Below are 15,506 nucleotides of genomic sequence, written 5' to 3'. Positions count from 1 at the left end.
CATAACGCCTGATAACCGCTGAGATTTTCTGCCAGCAGCAGGATGTTCGGACCGTTTTCAATCCTCATCTCACTGCCAACGATCATGGGCAACCCCACCTCGCGGGACGCCTGCCAAGCCCGTACGATACCGGCCAGGGTGCACTCGTCAGTGATCGCCAACGCGTGATAACCCTGGCGGTTGGCGCGTTCGAATAACTCCCGTGCGCTGGATGCACCGCGCTGGAAGCTGAAGTTGGACAGGCAATGCAATTCTGCATAGCCGGCGTCGTTGGCAGACGCGCCGGTGGTCATGCAAACCACCCCTGTAGCAGCAGGCTGCCGCCCTCGCCAACCGTCTGATAAGCCCAGGCCCGTTGACCCGAGCGGGTTTCGATCAAGTAATAGTCACGTCGCACGTCACCGCCGTCCCACCAGCCGGACTCAATGCGCTCAGGCCCGGCGAGGATGCGCACGCCTGATTCGTGCACCGGGACAGGCTCGCGCAACAACCAGCCGGGGCGCGGAGACAGAGACAACGGGCTGCCAGACGTGAGTGCATTGCCCGTTTGCCAGGCGCATTCGGGGCGGTGATCCGCATGGGCGCGCACGCCATTGACCGCCTCATCGCCAAGGCGGGCACGCAGGCGTTCACGCAATTGCTCCCAAGGCAGCGCCTGCTGCGGGCGCGCCTCGAACAATTCGCGGTGGGTCGGGACGAACCGGGGCAGATCGCGGGCCAGCAAGCGCACCGCTCGCACTGGAGAAGGAACCTGAATCTGCTCCAGCCTGCCACGCGCCAGCTCAAACAACATGGCGGCATCGCGCTCGGCGCTGAGCAACCCGACCGGCAGCAGCGTGTCCTTGCCTTCCATGTGCTCCAGATGAATAGCAAAACGTTGGACACCGCTGTCGCGCCCGGCCAGAAACGCCGCCAGGTCCGAGATCAAGCGCTTGAGCGGGAACAGCAATGCCTGATGAGATTCGACGTCGAAATTCAGCTCAATGCGCAGATCGAAATAATCAGGCGGTTGGTAACAGTCCAAAGCCAAGGCACGCTCGCCGAGCAGAGCGTCCAGATGCTGCAACACCTGTGCTGGGAACCGCCGGGCCAAGGTGTTGCGCGGCAACGCCAGTACGGAGTGCAGGGTGTGCAGGCCCATCCGCGCAAAGGCAGTGGCCACCTCGCGGCTCAGACCCACACGGTCAATGGGCATCTGTTGCAGTGCCTCGCGCAAGGTTTCGCGGCACGTCACCGCGAGACCGTCGTGCACATTCGCCAACACTCGCGCCGCCGCAGGGTTGGGCGCGACCACTATTCGATGACTAAATCCCAAGGCGCTCAATTCTTTGCGCAAACGTGCTTCGAACACGGGCCAAGGCCCGAACAGGCTGAGGCTGGACCCGACTTCCATCATCAGTACCCGGGGGTATTTCAAGCTGACCTGGGCGCTGAATCGGTAAGCCCAGGCCGCCAATAAACGATGCCAGCGTTCGACCTCGACCGGGTCGTATTCGACCGTTGCAAACTGGCGCACCAGGGCGTGTGCTGCCGTGAGCGATTGGCCGGGACACAGACCGAGGGCACGTGCAGCCGGGTTGACCGTCTGCAATACACGGCGTTGTGCGGTGCCCGACAGCAACGCCAAGGGCTCATCGGGATCAGGACAACGACGCATGACACCATCGAGCGCCAATTGCGGCAGCACGACACAGGCCCAGAGCATACGAACCTCAAGCCCCGAATGAAAACGGGATCGGTGACGGCGGTACCAGACCTCCCCGGCACTTGAGCACGCGCAACTGCTGGGGGCGCACATCAATGGCGATACGCAGCGCAGCCGGCGAAGGATTGATCGCCGCTTGCGCGGGGCGGCAGGCGAAAGCCAGGGTCTGACCGGTTTCGGCAGCGACTTGCAGGCGGCGCAACGCCCGGTCATCCACGTGCTTCGGCCAGCACAACACAGCGCCGCAACTGCCAGAGCGCAAACATTGCTCGGTCGCCCACAGGGCATCCCGAGCACTCGCATCGACCATCACCAACCAACGCAGGTCAATGCCTGCGGCCTGCCAGGCTTGCGGGTAGGGAACGTAAGGAGGCGCGACCAAGACGATGCGTTCGCCGCTGTCAGCCAATCGGGCCAAGGTCGGCCAGAGTAAATGCAACTCACCACTGCCGTCGGCAGCCACCAGGATTTCACTCAATGCCGACGCCGGCCAACCGCCCGTGGGCAATGCCGCGTCCAGCGCCGCATGCCCGGTAGGGTGCGCGCTGACGGGCTGCGCCGCTGGCCGGCCTTTCCAGACCCGGCGCTCATCAAGCAGCGCGTCCAGGCTGACGACCGCGCCCATCATCCGCGCCTGACCAAACCACAGAAGACACCTTCGATGGCAAAGTCCTGATCTGGATGAACGATGATCGGCGCATAAGCCGGATTTCGCGGCAGCAGACGGCATTCGCCCGGCCGGGTTTCCAGGCGTTTGATGGTGACCTCGCCGTCGAGACGCGCGACGACAATTTGCCCGTCATGAGCATCGGCACTGCGGTGCACACCGACCAGATCGCCATCGAGAATACCGTCTTCGATCATTGAATCGCCCTGCACACGCAGCAGGTAATCCGGCACCCGGGAGAACGTTGCGCGATCCAGCAGCAAGGTGTCATGCATACCGACATCCGGCCCAATCGGCGCTCCGGCGGCGACACGGCCCAGCACGGGAATTTCCAGCAGTTCGGGTTTTCGTACAGCGTCCATCAGACGAATACCGCGAGCCTGATTAGGCGTGACCTCAATCAGCCCGGCCTCGGTCAGGGCCAGAATGTGTTTGCGCGCCACACTGCGCGAAGCAAAACCAAAGGCCTCGGCGATTTCAGCCAGGCTCGGTGGTTGGCCCTGCTGCGCGATACGGTCGCGGATGAAGGTCAGGATGGCGGTACGTCGGGGGCTTAATAGGCTCATGGAGTACATTTGTACTCCTTTCGGGGTTTTCTGACCAGCGCCTCTTGTCGGGCCTGGCTATCGCCGATGCGGCATTAGCTCAAGACGGGCACGTTGACGAGCCGCCATCCAGGCCCTGTCTGGATTTTTTGTAATGGAGAGTGGCCTTGCCGTCATGCCAGAGCACGGTCAGCACGTAGATAGAATCGAAGTCTTCCTTGTCCCAGTCATCCGCAATGGTCTGCTTTTGCCCGGTTGCCTCTTCGGCGACCTGATTGATCAGCTCTGGCAGATAGCCGTTGGACCAGGCGGTGTAGACCGTTGCGCCGTGGTACTTGTCGAGCAGCAACTCGTCCGCCAGCTCATGGGTGTCATTAGCGCCAAAGTTGATATTGATCGGCAGCCCCAACTTGATTGCAGCAGGACCGACGGTCAGCAGCGGACGCAGGTAACCATAGGACTCATCGTTATCCCCTTCCTCTACATGACGGCTGGGGTCGGCAGCGAAGATGAAATTGGCATTGCCGAACTCTCGCGGCAACAACGTGGACAGGGCAATGGCTCGGTTCAATCCTTGGCAATTGAGTTGTCCGAGACCCATAGCGGGCTTTTCAGCGTGACGAAGGAAAACCAGGGTTTGCGTTCTGTCTTCTGCTTGCGCTTGCGCGCCCATGGAAAACCAGAAAGCAGCAGAAATGATCAATAGCGTGGGCAATAAAAAGAGCACGAAGGGCCGGGCGTATTTGAAGGCAGCGATACGGTTGTAGTTATTCATTATTCTCAATCAGAGCCTGATGGCCGTAGGTTTCGTTTCGGCATGGAGGTGCCAATCTGATTCGGTTTCAGTGTGAAGGTTGCGCAGTGGACCTTGATTTATTCATTTAATCGATCACGCGTGTGTAAGAGGATTTGTCTGACAAGAAAATCAGACATTTCTTTCACCTCAAACAGAAAATTGCACACCGCGCGATGGCAACTCCCGCAAGGCTGTACACCCGACGCACGCCTGGATCGACAGTGCGCAACGCTACGGCATGCTGTTTCTGGAGCGACACTGATTCAGCAGAGTGTTGCGTGACAGGCAGGCCCAATCACCGATAGTCGCTCTTATCGCCGCATTACCGGAGGTCCCAACCGGCGGCGCGGCGGCGAAGACGGGGTGAAATCTCGTACATGAGACGCGCGTTGACCATATGGCACAGAGCCTGCATTTGAGCCTCTATCCTCTTCTCTGGAATGTGCCCATGAAAACCATCCTGCATCGCGCCTTCACGCTGATAGCCAGCGCCTGCGCCCTCGCGTTGAGTCTGCAACCCGTCGCCCAGGCAATCGAAACGGTGCCCACCGAACTGCACCTGGATTACGCCTATTACTCGCCAACCAGTCTGGTGCTCAAGCATTTCGGATGGCTGGAAAAGGCTTTGCCGCAGACAAAAGTGACGTGGATCCTGAGTCAGGGCAGCAACCGTTCACTGGAATACCTCAACGGCGGCAGCATCGATTTCGCCTCCACAGCGGGTCTGGCGGCGGTGCTCAGTCGCGCCAATGGCAGCCCGATCAAGACCGTCTACATCGCCAGCCGCCCGGAATGGACGGCGTTGGCCGTGCGCAAGGATTCGCCGATCAAGACCGTGGCCGATCTCAAAGGTAAAAAGATCGCCGCGACCAAGGGCACCGACCCGTATCTATTCACGCTGCGCAGTCTGCAGCAGGTCGGCTTGACCAAGGACGATGTCGAGCTGGTGCATTTGCAACATTCAGATGGTCGCATCGCGCTTGAAAAAGGTGACGTCGACGCGTGGGCCGGTCTTGACCCGCTCTTGGCCGCCAGTGAAATCCAGGCCGGTTCGCGCTTGCTCTATCGCAATGTCAACTTCAACAGCTACGGCGTGATCAGCGTTACCGAGAAGTACGCCAAGGAGCATCCGCACGCCATCGAAGCCGTACTGACCGCTTACGAAAAAGCCCGTGATTGGGCGCGTCACAACCCTGAAGAGCTGGCTCAACTGCTGTCCACGGAGTCTGGCTTGCCACTGGAAGTCGCCAAGTTGCAGTTGTCCCGCACCGACTTCAGCAACTCGCAGCCGGGCGCTGAACACATCGCCGCATTGAAGGCTGCGGCGCCGATTCTGGTGTCCGAAGAGCTGGTGCGTAAAGGCGTGAATGTCGATCAGGTAGTCGATCAATTGATCGATCCGAGCTTCAGCAACGTCGTGATCGCTAAACAGTGATCCATCGGCGCTTAAAAGGCCTGGCATTGCCGGTGTTGATCATCGTCGTCCTGGAAATCGTCGTCCGCACTGGCTGGGTGCCTTCCTACCAGATGCCGGCGCCCAGCGAGATCGCCCTGACGTTACGCGACCTGGCTGAAGGTGCGCTGTGGAAACACATCAGCGCCAGCCTGTTGCGGGTGTTGCTCGGCTTCGTCATCGGTGCCGGGCTGGCGCTGGTGTTTGCCGCATGGGTCGGACTGAGCAGCGAAGCCGAGGCCTATCTGGAGCCTACGTTTGCTGCGCTACGCTCGATTCCCAGCCTGGCCTGGGTACCGCTGTTGTTGCTGTGGTTGGGTATTGATGAAACCTCGAAGATCGTGCTGATTGCCATCGGTGCGTTTTTTCCGGTGTACGTCAACGGCGTGGCGGCAATTCGTAATATCGACCGCAAGCTGGTGGAAGTCGGGCAAATGTATGGTTTCAGTCGGCGCCGGTTGGTATTGCGAATTCTGCTACCGGCCGCGCTGCCGGGGCTATTCACCGGTTTGCGCAGTGGCATGAGCCTGGCCTGGATGTTTCTGGTGGCAGCGGAACTGATCGCGGCCACCCGTGGGCTGGGTTATCTGCTCAGCGACGGCCGGGAAACCTCTCGCCCGGACATCGTGTTCGCAGCAATTATCGTATTGGCCGTGCTGGGGAAATTAAGCGACGGTGTGCTGGCCGGCCTGGAAAAACGCTTCCTGGTCTGGCGCGACACGTTTAACGGTCAAGGTCGGGAAGAGTGAATGATGGCTGAACTGTCGTTGGATATTTACGTCGAGCGCAAGACGTTCGCCGCCACTACCGTATTGCAAAACGTAAGGCTGCAACTGCATGCACGAGAAGTCGTCAGCCTGCTTGGCCCAAGCGGCTGCGGGAAAAGTACCTTGCTGCGAATTGTTGCAGGGCTGGAAAAGGATTTTCAGGGCACATTGCAGCGCACGGCCGGTGAAGTGGCATTCGTGTTTCAGGAGCCGCGACTGATGCCTTGGTTGACCGTTGAGCAAAATATCGGCTTCAGCGACGACCGGCATTACGATAAAGCCTGGGTCACGCAATTGATCGAGGAAGTCGGCCTTGGCGGCTTCGCCCAGGCCTTGCCCAAAGCGCTGTCTGGTGGGATGGCGCAGCGCGTCGCTATCGCCCGAGGACTGTACTCACGGCCGCAAACGCTATTGCTCGACGAGCCGTTCAGTGCGGTGGATGCCTTCACCCGCATGAAGCTCCAAGACCTGTTGCTGCAGTTGGCAGAGCACCATGCTATCGCCTTGCTCCTGGTCACTCACGATGTCGATGAGGCGCTTTATCTGAGTGATCGCGTGATGGTGATGGACAATCGGCCGAGTAGCATTCGTCAGGAGCTACGTGTCGACCTTGACCGTCCTCGAGACAGACGCGACCCAGCCTTGGCGTTGCTGAAAGCCCAGGCATTGACCTCGCTGCATTTGGCTCACGTTATCTAGCCGATTAGCGTTCGCTACGACCTTCACCGACACAAATCCCCACCGCTCACGCCATCAGAGGTTGACGGATGCGACGCTTTGGTGTTTTCTGAAACCGTTTTCAGAGCCTTTGCCTCAGCACCTGCTGATAACCCCTATAACTATAATCAGGGTCCAGGTCGTGAATAGTTTCCCTACTTCTATGCGGTCCCGCGTAACGATGAATGACGTGGCCACACTGGCTGGCGTGTCCAAAGCCAGCGTGTCGCGCTTCATTGGCGAGGATCGACAACTGCTTTCCGACGCCATCGCACTGCGTATCGAACACGCCATCGACACTCTCGGTTATCGCCCCAATCAAATGGCGCGCGGGCTCAAGCGTGGTCGCACTCGTTTGATTGGCATGTTGGTCGCAGATATCCGCAATCCCTATTCCGTGGCCGTCATGCATGGCGTCGAAACCGCCTGCCGCCTGCACGGTTATAGCCTGGTGGTGTGCAACACCGATCGCAACGACGAGCAGGAACGTGTGCATCTGGCAGCGTTGCGCTCCTACAACATCGAAGGCCTGATCGTGAATACGCTAGGTCATCACCTTGATGAGCTGCGCCAATTGCATCAGGAACTGCCTATGGTGTTGGTCGATCGCAAGGTCGAGCAGCTGCACAGTGATCTGGTCGGGCTGAACAATGCCGACGCGGTGCAGCAAGCCATCAATCACCTCGATGAGCGCGGTTATCGCGACATTGTGTTGGTCAGGGAGCAACAGGACGGCACCAGCTCTCGTCTCGAACGGGTGACCGCGTTCAATAGCCTGATCGCCGAGCGCACGCATCTGCGCGGACAGGTTCTGGAGACCAGCGATCAGCTGGGTTCGCAGTTGCAGGCCTTCCTCGCCGCGCCCGGCCCGGGGCCCAAAGCGCTGTTCACCGGTAACGGTGTCGCAACCCTGACCTGCACGCGACTGCTGCGAGAGTTGGGTTGCCCGCTGTTTGATGACATCGGCCTGATCGCCCTCGATGAGCTGGACTGGTACCCCTTGGTGGGAAGCGGTATTACCTCACTCGCCCAGCCGACCCATGAAATCGGCGTCACAGCGTTCGAGTGTTTGCTCAACCGCTTGCGTGGCGACCATGAGCCGGTACGGTCCTTCGACTTTACGGCGAAGCTCATCGTGCGTGGCTCGACCCGACCCAGGCCCTGACCCCCTCCCGTTGATTGGCGAGTGCTGCGGCCGTGATGGCCGCTCTTTTTGGATTAAAATGTAACCGGTTTCAGAGGACGATAAGAATGAACCTTTACCCTGTCTCCATCAGCCTTTCCAGCTACGGTGCCGACGTTGTCCGTGAACGTGGTCAGGCCAGTTTTATTCCGTTGCTGGCCCGTGCTGGTGCCTCGCGCATTGAGCTGCGTGAAGAATTGTTTACCGTAGAAAACTACGAGACATTGTCGCTGGCCATCGAAGCACAGGGGCTTGAGTGCCTGTACTCGTCACCGCTGGAGCTGTGGAGTGAAGGCCAGACTCAACCGAACGCCAACCTTGAGGCTACGCTGCTGCGGGCTAAGGCTTGCGGTGCGACGTGGCTTAAAGTTTCCCTTGGGCATTTCAACCAAAACTGTGACATGAACGCCCTTGCCAATTGCCTGGCGCGGCATGCAGTGCGCGTGTTGATCGAGAATGACCAGACCGTTCAGGGTGGCCGGATTGAGCCGCTGAGTCGCTTCTTCGCCCGCGTCCAGGCGTTGGATGTGCCGGTGGGCATGACCTTCGATATCGGCAATTGGCAATGGCAGGATCAATCGGCAATCAGCGCAGCCAAGCAATTGGGCCGTTATGTCGAATACGTGCATTGCAAGGCGGTTGCGCGCAATGCCCAGGGCAAGCTGATCGCAACACCTCCCGAACCGAGTGACCTTCATCAATGGGAACAGCTATTGCGCCAGATCTTGCCCGGGGTGCCTCGCGCCATCGAATACCCACTGCAAGCCGACGATCTGCTGGCGCTCAGCCAACAACACATCAGCACCCTCGCCCGCCTCGGCCAACCACAAGGGGTGTTCAGCCATGCGTGAGATCGACATCCTCTCGTTCGGTGAAACCATGGCCATGTTTGTCGCCGAGCAATCTGGCGAACTGGCACAGGTCAGTCACTTCGAAAAACGCATTGCCGGCGCCGACAGTAACGTCGCTATCGGCTTGGCGCGGCTGGGCTTCAACGTCGCGTGGCTGAGTCGGGTCGGCGATGACTCGCTTGGGCGCTTCGTGATCGACAGCCTGCAACGCGAAGGCGTGGACTGCCGTCATGTGGCCGTCGATCCTGCGTATCCCACCGGTTTTCAGCTCAAGTCCCGCGAGCTCGACGGCCGTGACCCCTGTGTCGAGTATTTCCGCCGGGGTTCGGCGGCCAGTCACCTGTCGGTCGCTGACGTCAGCCCGGTACTGCTAAGCGCTCGTCATCTGCACGCGACAGGTATTCCGGCAGCGTTGTCGCTCAGTGCCCGGGAGCTGTCCTGGCAACTGATGACGGCCATGCGCGAGGCTGGACGCAGCGTGTCGTTCGACCCCAACTTGCGCCCGTCGCTATGGTCAAACCAGGCGCAGATGATCAGCGAAATCAACCGACTGGCCGTTCTTGCTCACTGGGTCATGCCGGGGCTGGCCGAAGGCGCGCTGCTCACCGGTTACGAAGACCCGGACGACATGGCTGCGTTCTACCTGGATCAAGGTGTTGAAGCGGTGGTGATCAAGCTCGGCGCCAAGGGCGCTTATTACCGCACACAGCTGGATCAGGGGTTTATCGCTGGGGTGCCGGTCGCCAACGTGGTCGATACCGTGGGTGCCGGCGACGGTTTTGCCGTCGGCGTGATCAGCGCCCTGCTGGAAAATCAGGGCTTTGCCCAAGCCGTGGCGCGCGGCAACTGGATCGGCAGTCGCGCCGTACAAAACCGGGGTGACATGGAGGGCTTGCCATTGCGGGCGCAGCTGCTTGCAGCCGAGCCTGCCGATGAGCCGCGACGACGACCCGCCTGACCCCTCATTCGAATGACACACCCGTTACCTGCTGCGACAAAAACAACAAGATCAGGAGCATCGATATGGAAAAGGCACTCGACATGACAAAGCGGCTCATCAACCGTCGCTGGTTGTACATCATGCCCATCGTTTTCATCACCTACAGCCTGGCCTATCTGGACCGCGCCAATTACGGGTTCGCCGCCGCGGCGGGGATGGCTGAGGACTTGCACATCACACCGGGCCTCTCTTCCTTGCTGGGCGCGCTGTTTTTCCTCGGTTACTTCTTCTTTCAGGTGCCGGGCGCGATCTATGCGCAAAAGAACAGTGTCAAAAAACTGATTTTCGTCAGCCTGATCCTGTGGGGCGGGCTGGCGACGCTGACCGGGATAGTCTCCAACGCCTACATGCTGATCGGCATCCGCTTCATGTTGGGTGTGGTCGAAGCGGCGGTCATGCCAGCGATGCTGGTCTATCTGTGTCATTGGTTTACCCGTGCCGAACGCTCCAGGGCCAATACCTTCCTGATCCTCGGCAACCCGGTGACCATGCTCTGGATGTCGGTGGTGTCGGGCTATCTGGTGTCGCACTTCAGCTGGCGCTGGATGTTCATCATCGAAGGCCTGCCCGCAATCATCTGGGCGTTTATCTGGTGGCGGCTGGCCGATGAAAAACCGGCACAGGCTACCTGGATGAGCGAAGAAGACAAAATCGATCTGCAAAGGACACTGGATGCCGAGCAGGTCGGGATCAAACCGGTGAAGAACTACGCCGAAGCCTTCCGTTCACCCAAGGTGATCATCCTGGCGCTGCAGTTCTTCTGCTGGAGCATCGGTGTCTACGGTTTTGTCCTGTGGCTGCCATCGATCCTGAAACAGGGTGCCCATCTGGACATGGTAGAAGCCGGTTGGCTGTCGGCGCTGCCCTATCTGGCCGCCGTGATCGCCATGCTGGCAGTGTCCTGGGGGTCTGACCGAATCCAGCGACGCAAACGCTTTGTCTGGCCGCCCCTGCTGGTCGCCGCCCTGGCGTTCTACGGTTCCTATGCGTTAGGCAGCGAGCATTTCTGGTGGTCCTACTCCCTGCTGGTGCTGGCCGGGGCCTGCATGTATGCGCCTTATGGGCCGTTTTTTGCGATCGTTCCGGAGATCCTGCCGTCCAACGTAGCCGGCGGTGCCATGGCGTTGATCAATAGCATGGGGGCGCTGGGCTCTTTTGCCGGGTCGTATCTGGTCGGCTACCTCAATAGCGCTACGGGCAATCCCGGCGCGTCTTATCTGCTGATGAGCGGTGCGCTGTTGGTGTCGGTGGTGCTGACGCTCTTTCTCAACCCACGCACCGATTCAACGCCAGCGCGCACTCAACGCCCACGACGCAGAGTCGCGGTGCACCACTGATCACCCAAGGTGAATACGATGAAAAAACACGTCGTTCTGTATAAAAAACTGTCGCCAACGTTGATGAGCCGCTTGCAACAGCATGCGGATGTCACGTTGATCGACGAACCGAACCGCGATGGCCTGGCGCGACTGCGTGCCGCCCTGCCCCACGCCCATGGTTTGCTCGGGGCCAGTCTCAAACTGGATGCGCCGTTGCTGGATCTGGCGCCGCACCTTGAGGCGGTGTCGAGCGTCTCGGTTGGCGTCGACAACTATGATCTGGACTACCTTGACCGGCGCGGCATTCTCCTGAGCAACACCCCCGACGTATTGACCGAAACCACGGCCGACACCGGTTTTGCACTGATCCTTGCTACCGCACGGCGGATGGTCGAGTTGGCCAATATGGTTCGTACCGGGCAGTGGAAGAGCAACATCGGCCCCCAGCATTTTGGCAACGATGTGCATGGCAAAACCTTGGGTATTATCGGCATGGGCCGGATTGGTGAAGCACTGGCGCAACGCGGGCATTTTGGTTTTGGCATGCCCGTGCTGTATCACAGCCACTCACCCAAGCCCGCCGTGGAAGCGCGCTTCAATGCGGGTTATCGAAGTCTGGAGGCGCTGTTGCAGGAAGCTGACTTCATCTGCCTGACGCTACCGTTGACGGCTGAAACCCAGGGTTTGATCGGTGCCAGGCAGTTCGCGTTGATGCGTCCGCAGAGCATCTTCATCAACATCTCGCGAGGCAAGGTGGTCGATGAGCCGGCCCTGATTGCCGCCTTGCAACAGGGCCAGATTCGAGCCGCGGGCCTTGACGTGTTTGAGCGCGAGCCGCTGCCCCATGACTCGCCGTTGCTGCAACTGAATAACGTAGTCGCCACGCCCCACATAGGCTCGGCGACCCACGAAACCCGTGAAGCCATGGCGCAATGCGCGGTAGACAATCTACTCAGCGCCTTGGCGGGAGAGCGACCGCTGAATCTGGTGAATCCCAAGGCGTGGGGAATGCGGGTGTCAGGTTGACCGCGTTGGCCCATTCGCCAATAAGTTCGCACACTCAGGCTCTGCGAAAGAGCCTGACACCCCCGGGCTCTTAAATCACAAACCGCGCCACCATGCCGTTGAGGTCGATGGCCAGGCGTGATAGCTCATGGCTGGCAACGCTGGTCTGATTGGCGCCAGCAGCGGACTGGGTCGCCAGGTCGCGGATATTGACCAGATTACGATCCACTTCGCGGGACACCTGGGCTTGCTCTTCAGAGGCGCTGGCAATGACCAGGTTACGCTCGTTGATTTGCGAGATGGCTACGGTGATCTGCTCCAGGGCCACACCGGCTGAGCGGGCGAGTTCCAGGGTGGTTTGCGTGCGGTCGGTGCTCAGTTGCATCGACTGCACAGCTTCACCTGTGCCGTTTTGAATGCCCGCGACCATTTGTTCGATCTCGCGGGTCGACTGCGCGGTGCGATGAGCCAGCGCGCGTACTTCATCGGCAACCACAGCAAAGCCCCTGCCCGCCTCGCCGGCACGTGCCGCTTCGATGGCCGCGTTCAAGGCCAGCAAGTTGGTCTGTTCGGCGATGGAACGAATAACGTCCAGCACTTTGCCGATATCACGCCCTTGTTCCGCCAGGCCTTCGACCAGATTCGACGTGGTCTGCACATCCTGAGTCATGGCCTGAATCGCTGAAACAGTCTCGACCACCCGATCACGCCCTTCACGCGCGGCTTGGGTGGACTGTTGCGACGCTTGGGAGGTGGAGACTGCGTTACGTGCGACTTCTTCCACGGCAGCGGTCATTTCGTTAACCGCAGTCGCCGCCTGTTCGATTTCATTGTTCTGTTGTTGCACGCCACGAGACGCTTCTTCGGTGACCGCGCTCAGCTCTTCTGCGGCAGACGCGAGCTGTGTGGCCGAACCGGAAATCTGTTCGATCGTCTTGCGCAGGTTCTGCTGCATGCCCACCAGTGCTTCGAGCAGGCGCGCCGGTTCGTCTTTGCCGTCGACTTCAATGTGTTTAGTCAGATTGCCACCCGCAATATCTTCTGCGGCGCGGACGGCTCTCGTCAGAGGATTGACAATGCTGCGTGTCAACAACAAGGCGAGTAACACAGTAAGTAGAGCGGCAAACGCCGCGACACCGAGGATGGCGACTTTAGCCCCATCGTATTGTTCAGCGGCAATACTGGATGATTCCCTGGCACCATTTTTATTGATGTCCACCAACTTTCTGATTTGTTCGCCCATCAAGTCAGAGGCGTCTTTCATACGGGAGTTGATCACGTTACGCATGTCGTCGATCTTGTTTTGTCGCGACAGCTCCAGCGCGTCGCCTTGCGCGCTCAAGTATTTATCGAGGGTGGCATCAAATTCTTTATATACCGCACGCTCTTCAGCTTCGGCGGGCAACGCGGCGTAGCTGGCCTTGGCTACCTGCAACTTGCTGACCAGATCACGAATTCGGACTTCGGTTTCCTGCAACAGCGCGGGTTCGCGGTTGACCAGAATCCGGAAAGACGTGATACGCAGGCGCAGAACGCATTCGGCCGTCTCCCCCAGAAACCCTATGCTGGGGAGCATGTTGGTTTCCATGTCGACAGTGGCCTGCCGAATCACGCTCATGCGATTCAGCGCGAAAAAGCCCAGTGCAATTACCAACAAGGCGATAAACGCGAAGCCCAGAAAAGCGCGTGGCGCGATATTCATGTTTCGTAGCGACATGGAGTGCCTCTCGTAAAAGTATGACTAAAAGCATCCATGCCATCGGTTATTTTGAACGAAAGTGTACAGTTTCGTACAAAACTGGAGTGTGACCCACTATCAGGCCAGCGCACTCAATTTATATATCGGCCAGACTTTAGTTTTTATTCGCCCTGAAGCGAAATATATTTAAGGGATGATGGTGCGTGTACTTATTGGATCCAACAAGCAACACTTAGCTTGCTATTTAAAGTGCGGAAACTTGAGCGCTCTGCCATTAATTATTGAGCGCCTTAATGGGCCCTTGAAAAAAGTGAGGCAGACAAGTCTCTCGCGCGTCCACGCCTTAACTTGCCAACCCTCTGCCAACCACTCGCTAGAGCCTTCAGCAAAAAAATATAGCCAAATGCCACCTTCTAGGTGCATTTCAAAACACGGCTATATCGGGAGCAAATCACACAATAAGAGACGTGACCTGCATCAAGGAAACGTAACTTTTTTTCAGGTGAGCAGAAAATCGTTCCTGCTGATCGCAATGGGGTGCTACTTTTATTTCTCGAAGGGTCAATGCAACTGACCCGTCCCCTGCGCATTGGAGCTAATGGAAGTGCTCGATTGAATAAGGTGGGCCGCATGAATCAAGTCACGTTCCCCAATGCATGCCAACTGATGCGCTGGCATTTTCATCCGGTGGGTTTTGAGGCCAGTATGGATGCGCCCAGCAGCATGATCGCCCGCCTGTTTGATCGCGCCAGTGGTGAAACGGTGATTGCTATCGCCGGTATCCCCTGCTCGACAGTGATGAATGCGACAGACGTCGAGCGAATCATCGAGGCCATCGAGGCTGAACTGGAGTCGTTCATTCCACCGCAAGTGTCGGGCTTTTTGTAACACCCTGCCCGCGTCTATCGTCGAAAAACGGCTTGTCTCCTGCGATCCTGTCGGAAGCTTTGGGGACAGCCGCGTTTTCGCTGCCGCTGCTGTCGATGTACCAGTAGCAATGACGCACCGCCCGGGTAATGGCGACATACGCCAGGCGCAGGACTTCGTCTTTTTGTGCGGTGTCGAACGGGTCCGCATCACCGTCCTTGCCTAACCCAGCCATTCGATACACCTGATTTTTGTAGGGCGACAGGGTCAAATGTTGGCAATCCCCGAGCAGAAACACCGCGTCGGCTTGCAAGCCCTTTGAGCTGTGATAGGTCAGTTGCTTGAAGCGTCTCGATTCGGGTGGCAATCCAGAATCATGATTAATCAGCGCCTGTAACTGTTCGGAAAACCGGGCTTTTTCACTGCTCTTGCGGTACAGCAGCAGGATCGAATCGCCATCGTTGTAGTGCTGAATCAAACGCTCGGTCAGTTCATCGTCGTCGCGATCCCGCACGGTCACCGGCAGCAGTTCTTGAACAGGGCCGGCTGCTTTGGCCTTTTTGCCAGCAATCGACGGCGCGGCGCGGACGATATGCTCGGCCGCATCGATAATATGCTGATGGCTGCGGAAGTTGTCACTGAGCATCACCTTGGTGGTGGCCGGCGATGAGAACTCTTTGGCGAACTCCATGAAGTATTTCGGTGAACTGCCACGCCACCCATAGATGGATTGCCAATCATCACCGACACACAACAAGGAAGAGCGCTGCGCGACACGCCCAATGTGCATTGAGGGGCCGCGGCTGCGAATCTCCCGCAGGCTGGCGCGAATCCAGGAAACAATTTGCGGAGAAACGTCCTGAAATTCATCGATCATCAGGTGCGACAGTGGCCTTAGCAGCTCATCACTGACCCGTTTAAAGTTCTCGGGC

At 58.7% G+C, this 15,506-nt stretch carries 16 protein-coding genes and 1 pseudogene; 9 read left to right on the top strand and 8 right to left on the bottom strand.

The window, feature by feature from the left end; translation table 11 throughout:
• The 5 genes from K0F75_RS25680 to K0F75_RS10030 all read right to left on the bottom strand — a co-directional run.
• A partial coding sequence (locus K0F75_RS25680) for a PHP domain-containing protein (RefSeq protein ID WP_374028623.1) occupies window positions 1-293 on the bottom strand: 293 nt, incomplete at its 3' end.
• Entirely contained in the window at window positions 290-1,705 is a 1,416-nt protein-coding gene (locus tag K0F75_RS10045; protein ID WP_219061721.1) for a DNA polymerase Y family protein, read from the bottom strand. The genes K0F75_RS25680 and K0F75_RS10045, both read right to left, overlap by 4 nt.
• Before the next feature lie 7 nt (window positions 1,706-1,712).
• A complete protein-coding gene (gene imuA / locus K0F75_RS10040; RefSeq protein ID WP_219061720.1) occupies window positions 1,713-2,330 on the bottom strand; it encodes a translesion DNA synthesis-associated protein ImuA in 618 nt (205 codons plus the stop codon).
• Window positions 2,330-2,947, bottom strand: a complete 618-nt coding sequence (lexA, locus tag K0F75_RS10035) for a transcriptional repressor LexA (protein WP_219061719.1) — start codon at window positions 2,945-2,947, stop codon at window positions 2,330-2,332. The genes imuA and lexA overlap by 1 nt, the downstream gene beginning before the upstream one ends.
• A 70-nt stretch (window positions 2,948-3,017) precedes the next feature.
• Window positions 3,018-3,692: a hypothetical protein gene (locus tag K0F75_RS10030; protein ID WP_219061718.1), complete on the bottom strand. Its 675-nt coding sequence runs from the start codon at window positions 3,690-3,692 to the stop codon at window positions 3,018-3,020.
• 469 nt (window positions 3,693-4,161) lie between these two features.
• On the opposite strand from K0F75_RS10030, the gene K0F75_RS10025 reads away from it, so the two are divergent.
• The 8 genes from K0F75_RS10025 to K0F75_RS09990 all read left to right on the top strand — a co-directional run bounded on the left by K0F75_RS10025 (window position 4,162) and on the right by K0F75_RS09990 (window position 12,029).
• Entirely contained in the window at window positions 4,162-5,148 is a 987-nt protein-coding gene (locus tag K0F75_RS10025; protein ID WP_219061717.1) for an aliphatic sulfonate ABC transporter substrate-binding protein, read from the top strand.
• Window positions 5,145-5,915, top strand: coding sequence for an ABC transporter permease (locus K0F75_RS10020; RefSeq protein WP_257604297.1), 771 nt, complete (start codon window positions 5,145-5,147; stop codon window positions 5,913-5,915). Before K0F75_RS10025 ends, K0F75_RS10020 begins: the two co-directional genes overlap by 4 nt.
• A gap of 3 nt (window positions 5,916-5,918) precedes the next feature.
• Window positions 5,919-6,632, top strand: a complete 714-nt coding sequence (locus K0F75_RS10015; protein WP_219062028.1) for an ABC transporter ATP-binding protein — start codon at window positions 5,919-5,921, stop codon at window positions 6,630-6,632.
• A gap of 181 nt (window positions 6,633-6,813) precedes the next feature.
• A complete protein-coding gene (locus tag K0F75_RS10010; RefSeq protein ID WP_219061716.1) occupies window positions 6,814-7,815 on the top strand; it encodes a LacI family DNA-binding transcriptional regulator in 1,002 nt (333 codons plus the stop codon).
• An 86-nt stretch (window positions 7,816-7,901) separates the two neighbouring features.
• Window positions 7,902-8,684 (top strand): sugar phosphate isomerase/epimerase, encoded by a 783-nt coding sequence (locus K0F75_RS10005; RefSeq protein ID WP_219061715.1) that lies wholly within the window; start codon window positions 7,902-7,904, stop codon window positions 8,682-8,684.
• Window positions 8,677-9,642, top strand: coding sequence for a sugar kinase (locus K0F75_RS10000; RefSeq protein ID WP_219061714.1), 966 nt, complete (start codon window positions 8,677-8,679; stop codon window positions 9,640-9,642). Before K0F75_RS10005 ends, K0F75_RS10000 begins: the two co-directional genes overlap by 8 nt.
• 83 nt (window positions 9,643-9,725) lie before the next feature.
• Complete coding sequence (locus K0F75_RS09995) at window positions 9,726-11,021, top strand: MFS transporter (protein ID WP_219062027.1); 1,296 nt, start codon at window positions 9,726-9,728, stop codon at window positions 11,019-11,021.
• Between the two features lie 18 nt (window positions 11,022-11,039).
• Window positions 11,040-12,029: a D-glycerate dehydrogenase gene (locus K0F75_RS09990; RefSeq protein WP_219061713.1), complete on the top strand. Its 990-nt coding sequence runs from the start codon at window positions 11,040-11,042 to the stop codon at window positions 12,027-12,029.
• A gap of 70 nt (window positions 12,030-12,099) precedes the next feature.
• On the opposite strand, the gene K0F75_RS09985 is transcribed toward K0F75_RS09990, so the two are convergent.
• On the bottom strand, window positions 12,100-13,188 hold the full coding sequence (locus K0F75_RS09985) for a methyl-accepting chemotaxis protein (RefSeq protein ID WP_374028634.1): 1,089 nt from the start codon (window positions 13,186-13,188) through the stop codon (window positions 12,100-12,102).
• A gap of 54 nt (window positions 13,189-13,242) precedes the next feature.
• A pseudogene (locus tag K0F75_RS26215) lies at window positions 13,243-13,710 on the bottom strand (MCP four helix bundle domain-containing protein); the annotation flags it as partial.
• A 609-nt stretch (window positions 13,711-14,319) separates the two neighbouring features.
• Between K0F75_RS26215 and K0F75_RS09980 the strand changes: the two are divergent.
• Window positions 14,320-14,595 (top strand): DUF1652 domain-containing protein, encoded by a 276-nt coding sequence (locus K0F75_RS09980; RefSeq protein ID WP_219061711.1) that lies wholly within the window; start codon window positions 14,320-14,322, stop codon window positions 14,593-14,595.
• Here the strand turns inward: K0F75_RS09980 and K0F75_RS25675 are convergent.
• Window positions 14,564-15,506: UvrD-helicase domain-containing protein (locus K0F75_RS25675; RefSeq protein ID WP_257604296.1), on the bottom strand; the 943-nt coding region annotated here is incomplete at its 5' end. The two genes, K0F75_RS09980 and K0F75_RS25675, sit on opposite strands and share 32 nt — an antisense overlap.

Origin of the sequence: Pseudomonas sp. UMAB-08 (assembly GCF_900095225.1) — a bacterium.
Taxonomy (GTDB): Bacteria; Pseudomonadota; Gammaproteobacteria; order Pseudomonadales; family Pseudomonadaceae; genus Aquipseudomonas.
This window is presented reverse-complemented; position numbering and strand designations above follow the sequence as displayed.

What these genes read in the sequence shown, in the direction of transcription:
- K0F75_RS10045 (WP_219061721.1), bottom strand. Translation starts at nt 1,705, where the DNA reads ATGCTCTGGGCCTGTGTCGTGCTGCCGCAATTGGCGCTCGATGGTGTC.
- imuA (WP_219061720.1), bottom strand. Translation starts at nt 2,330, where the DNA reads ATGGGCGCGGTCGTCAGCCTGGACGCGCTGCTTGATGAGCGCCGGGTC.
- lexA (WP_219061719.1), bottom strand. Translation starts at nt 2,947, where the DNA reads ATGTACTCCATGAGCCTATTAAGCCCCCGACGTACCGCCATCCTGACC.
- K0F75_RS10030 (WP_219061718.1), bottom strand. Translation starts at nt 3,692, where the DNA reads ATGAATAACTACAACCGTATCGCTGCCTTCAAATACGCCCGGCCCTTC.
- K0F75_RS10025 (WP_219061717.1), top strand. Translation starts at nt 4,162, where the DNA reads ATGAAAACCATCCTGCATCGCGCCTTCACGCTGATAGCCAGCGCCTGC.
- K0F75_RS10015 (WP_219062028.1), top strand. Translation starts at nt 5,919, where the DNA reads ATGGCTGAACTGTCGTTGGATATTTACGTCGAGCGCAAGACGTTCGCC.
- K0F75_RS10010 (WP_219061716.1), top strand. Translation starts at nt 6,814, where the DNA reads ATGCGGTCCCGCGTAACGATGAATGACGTGGCCACACTGGCTGGCGTG.
- K0F75_RS10005 (WP_219061715.1), top strand. Translation starts at nt 7,902, where the DNA reads ATGAACCTTTACCCTGTCTCCATCAGCCTTTCCAGCTACGGTGCCGAC.
- K0F75_RS10000 (WP_219061714.1), top strand. Translation starts at nt 8,677, where the DNA reads ATGCGTGAGATCGACATCCTCTCGTTCGGTGAAACCATGGCCATGTTT.
- K0F75_RS09995 (WP_219062027.1), top strand. Translation starts at nt 9,726, where the DNA reads ATGACAAAGCGGCTCATCAACCGTCGCTGGTTGTACATCATGCCCATC.
- K0F75_RS09990 (WP_219061713.1), top strand. Translation starts at nt 11,040, where the DNA reads ATGAAAAAACACGTCGTTCTGTATAAAAAACTGTCGCCAACGTTGATG.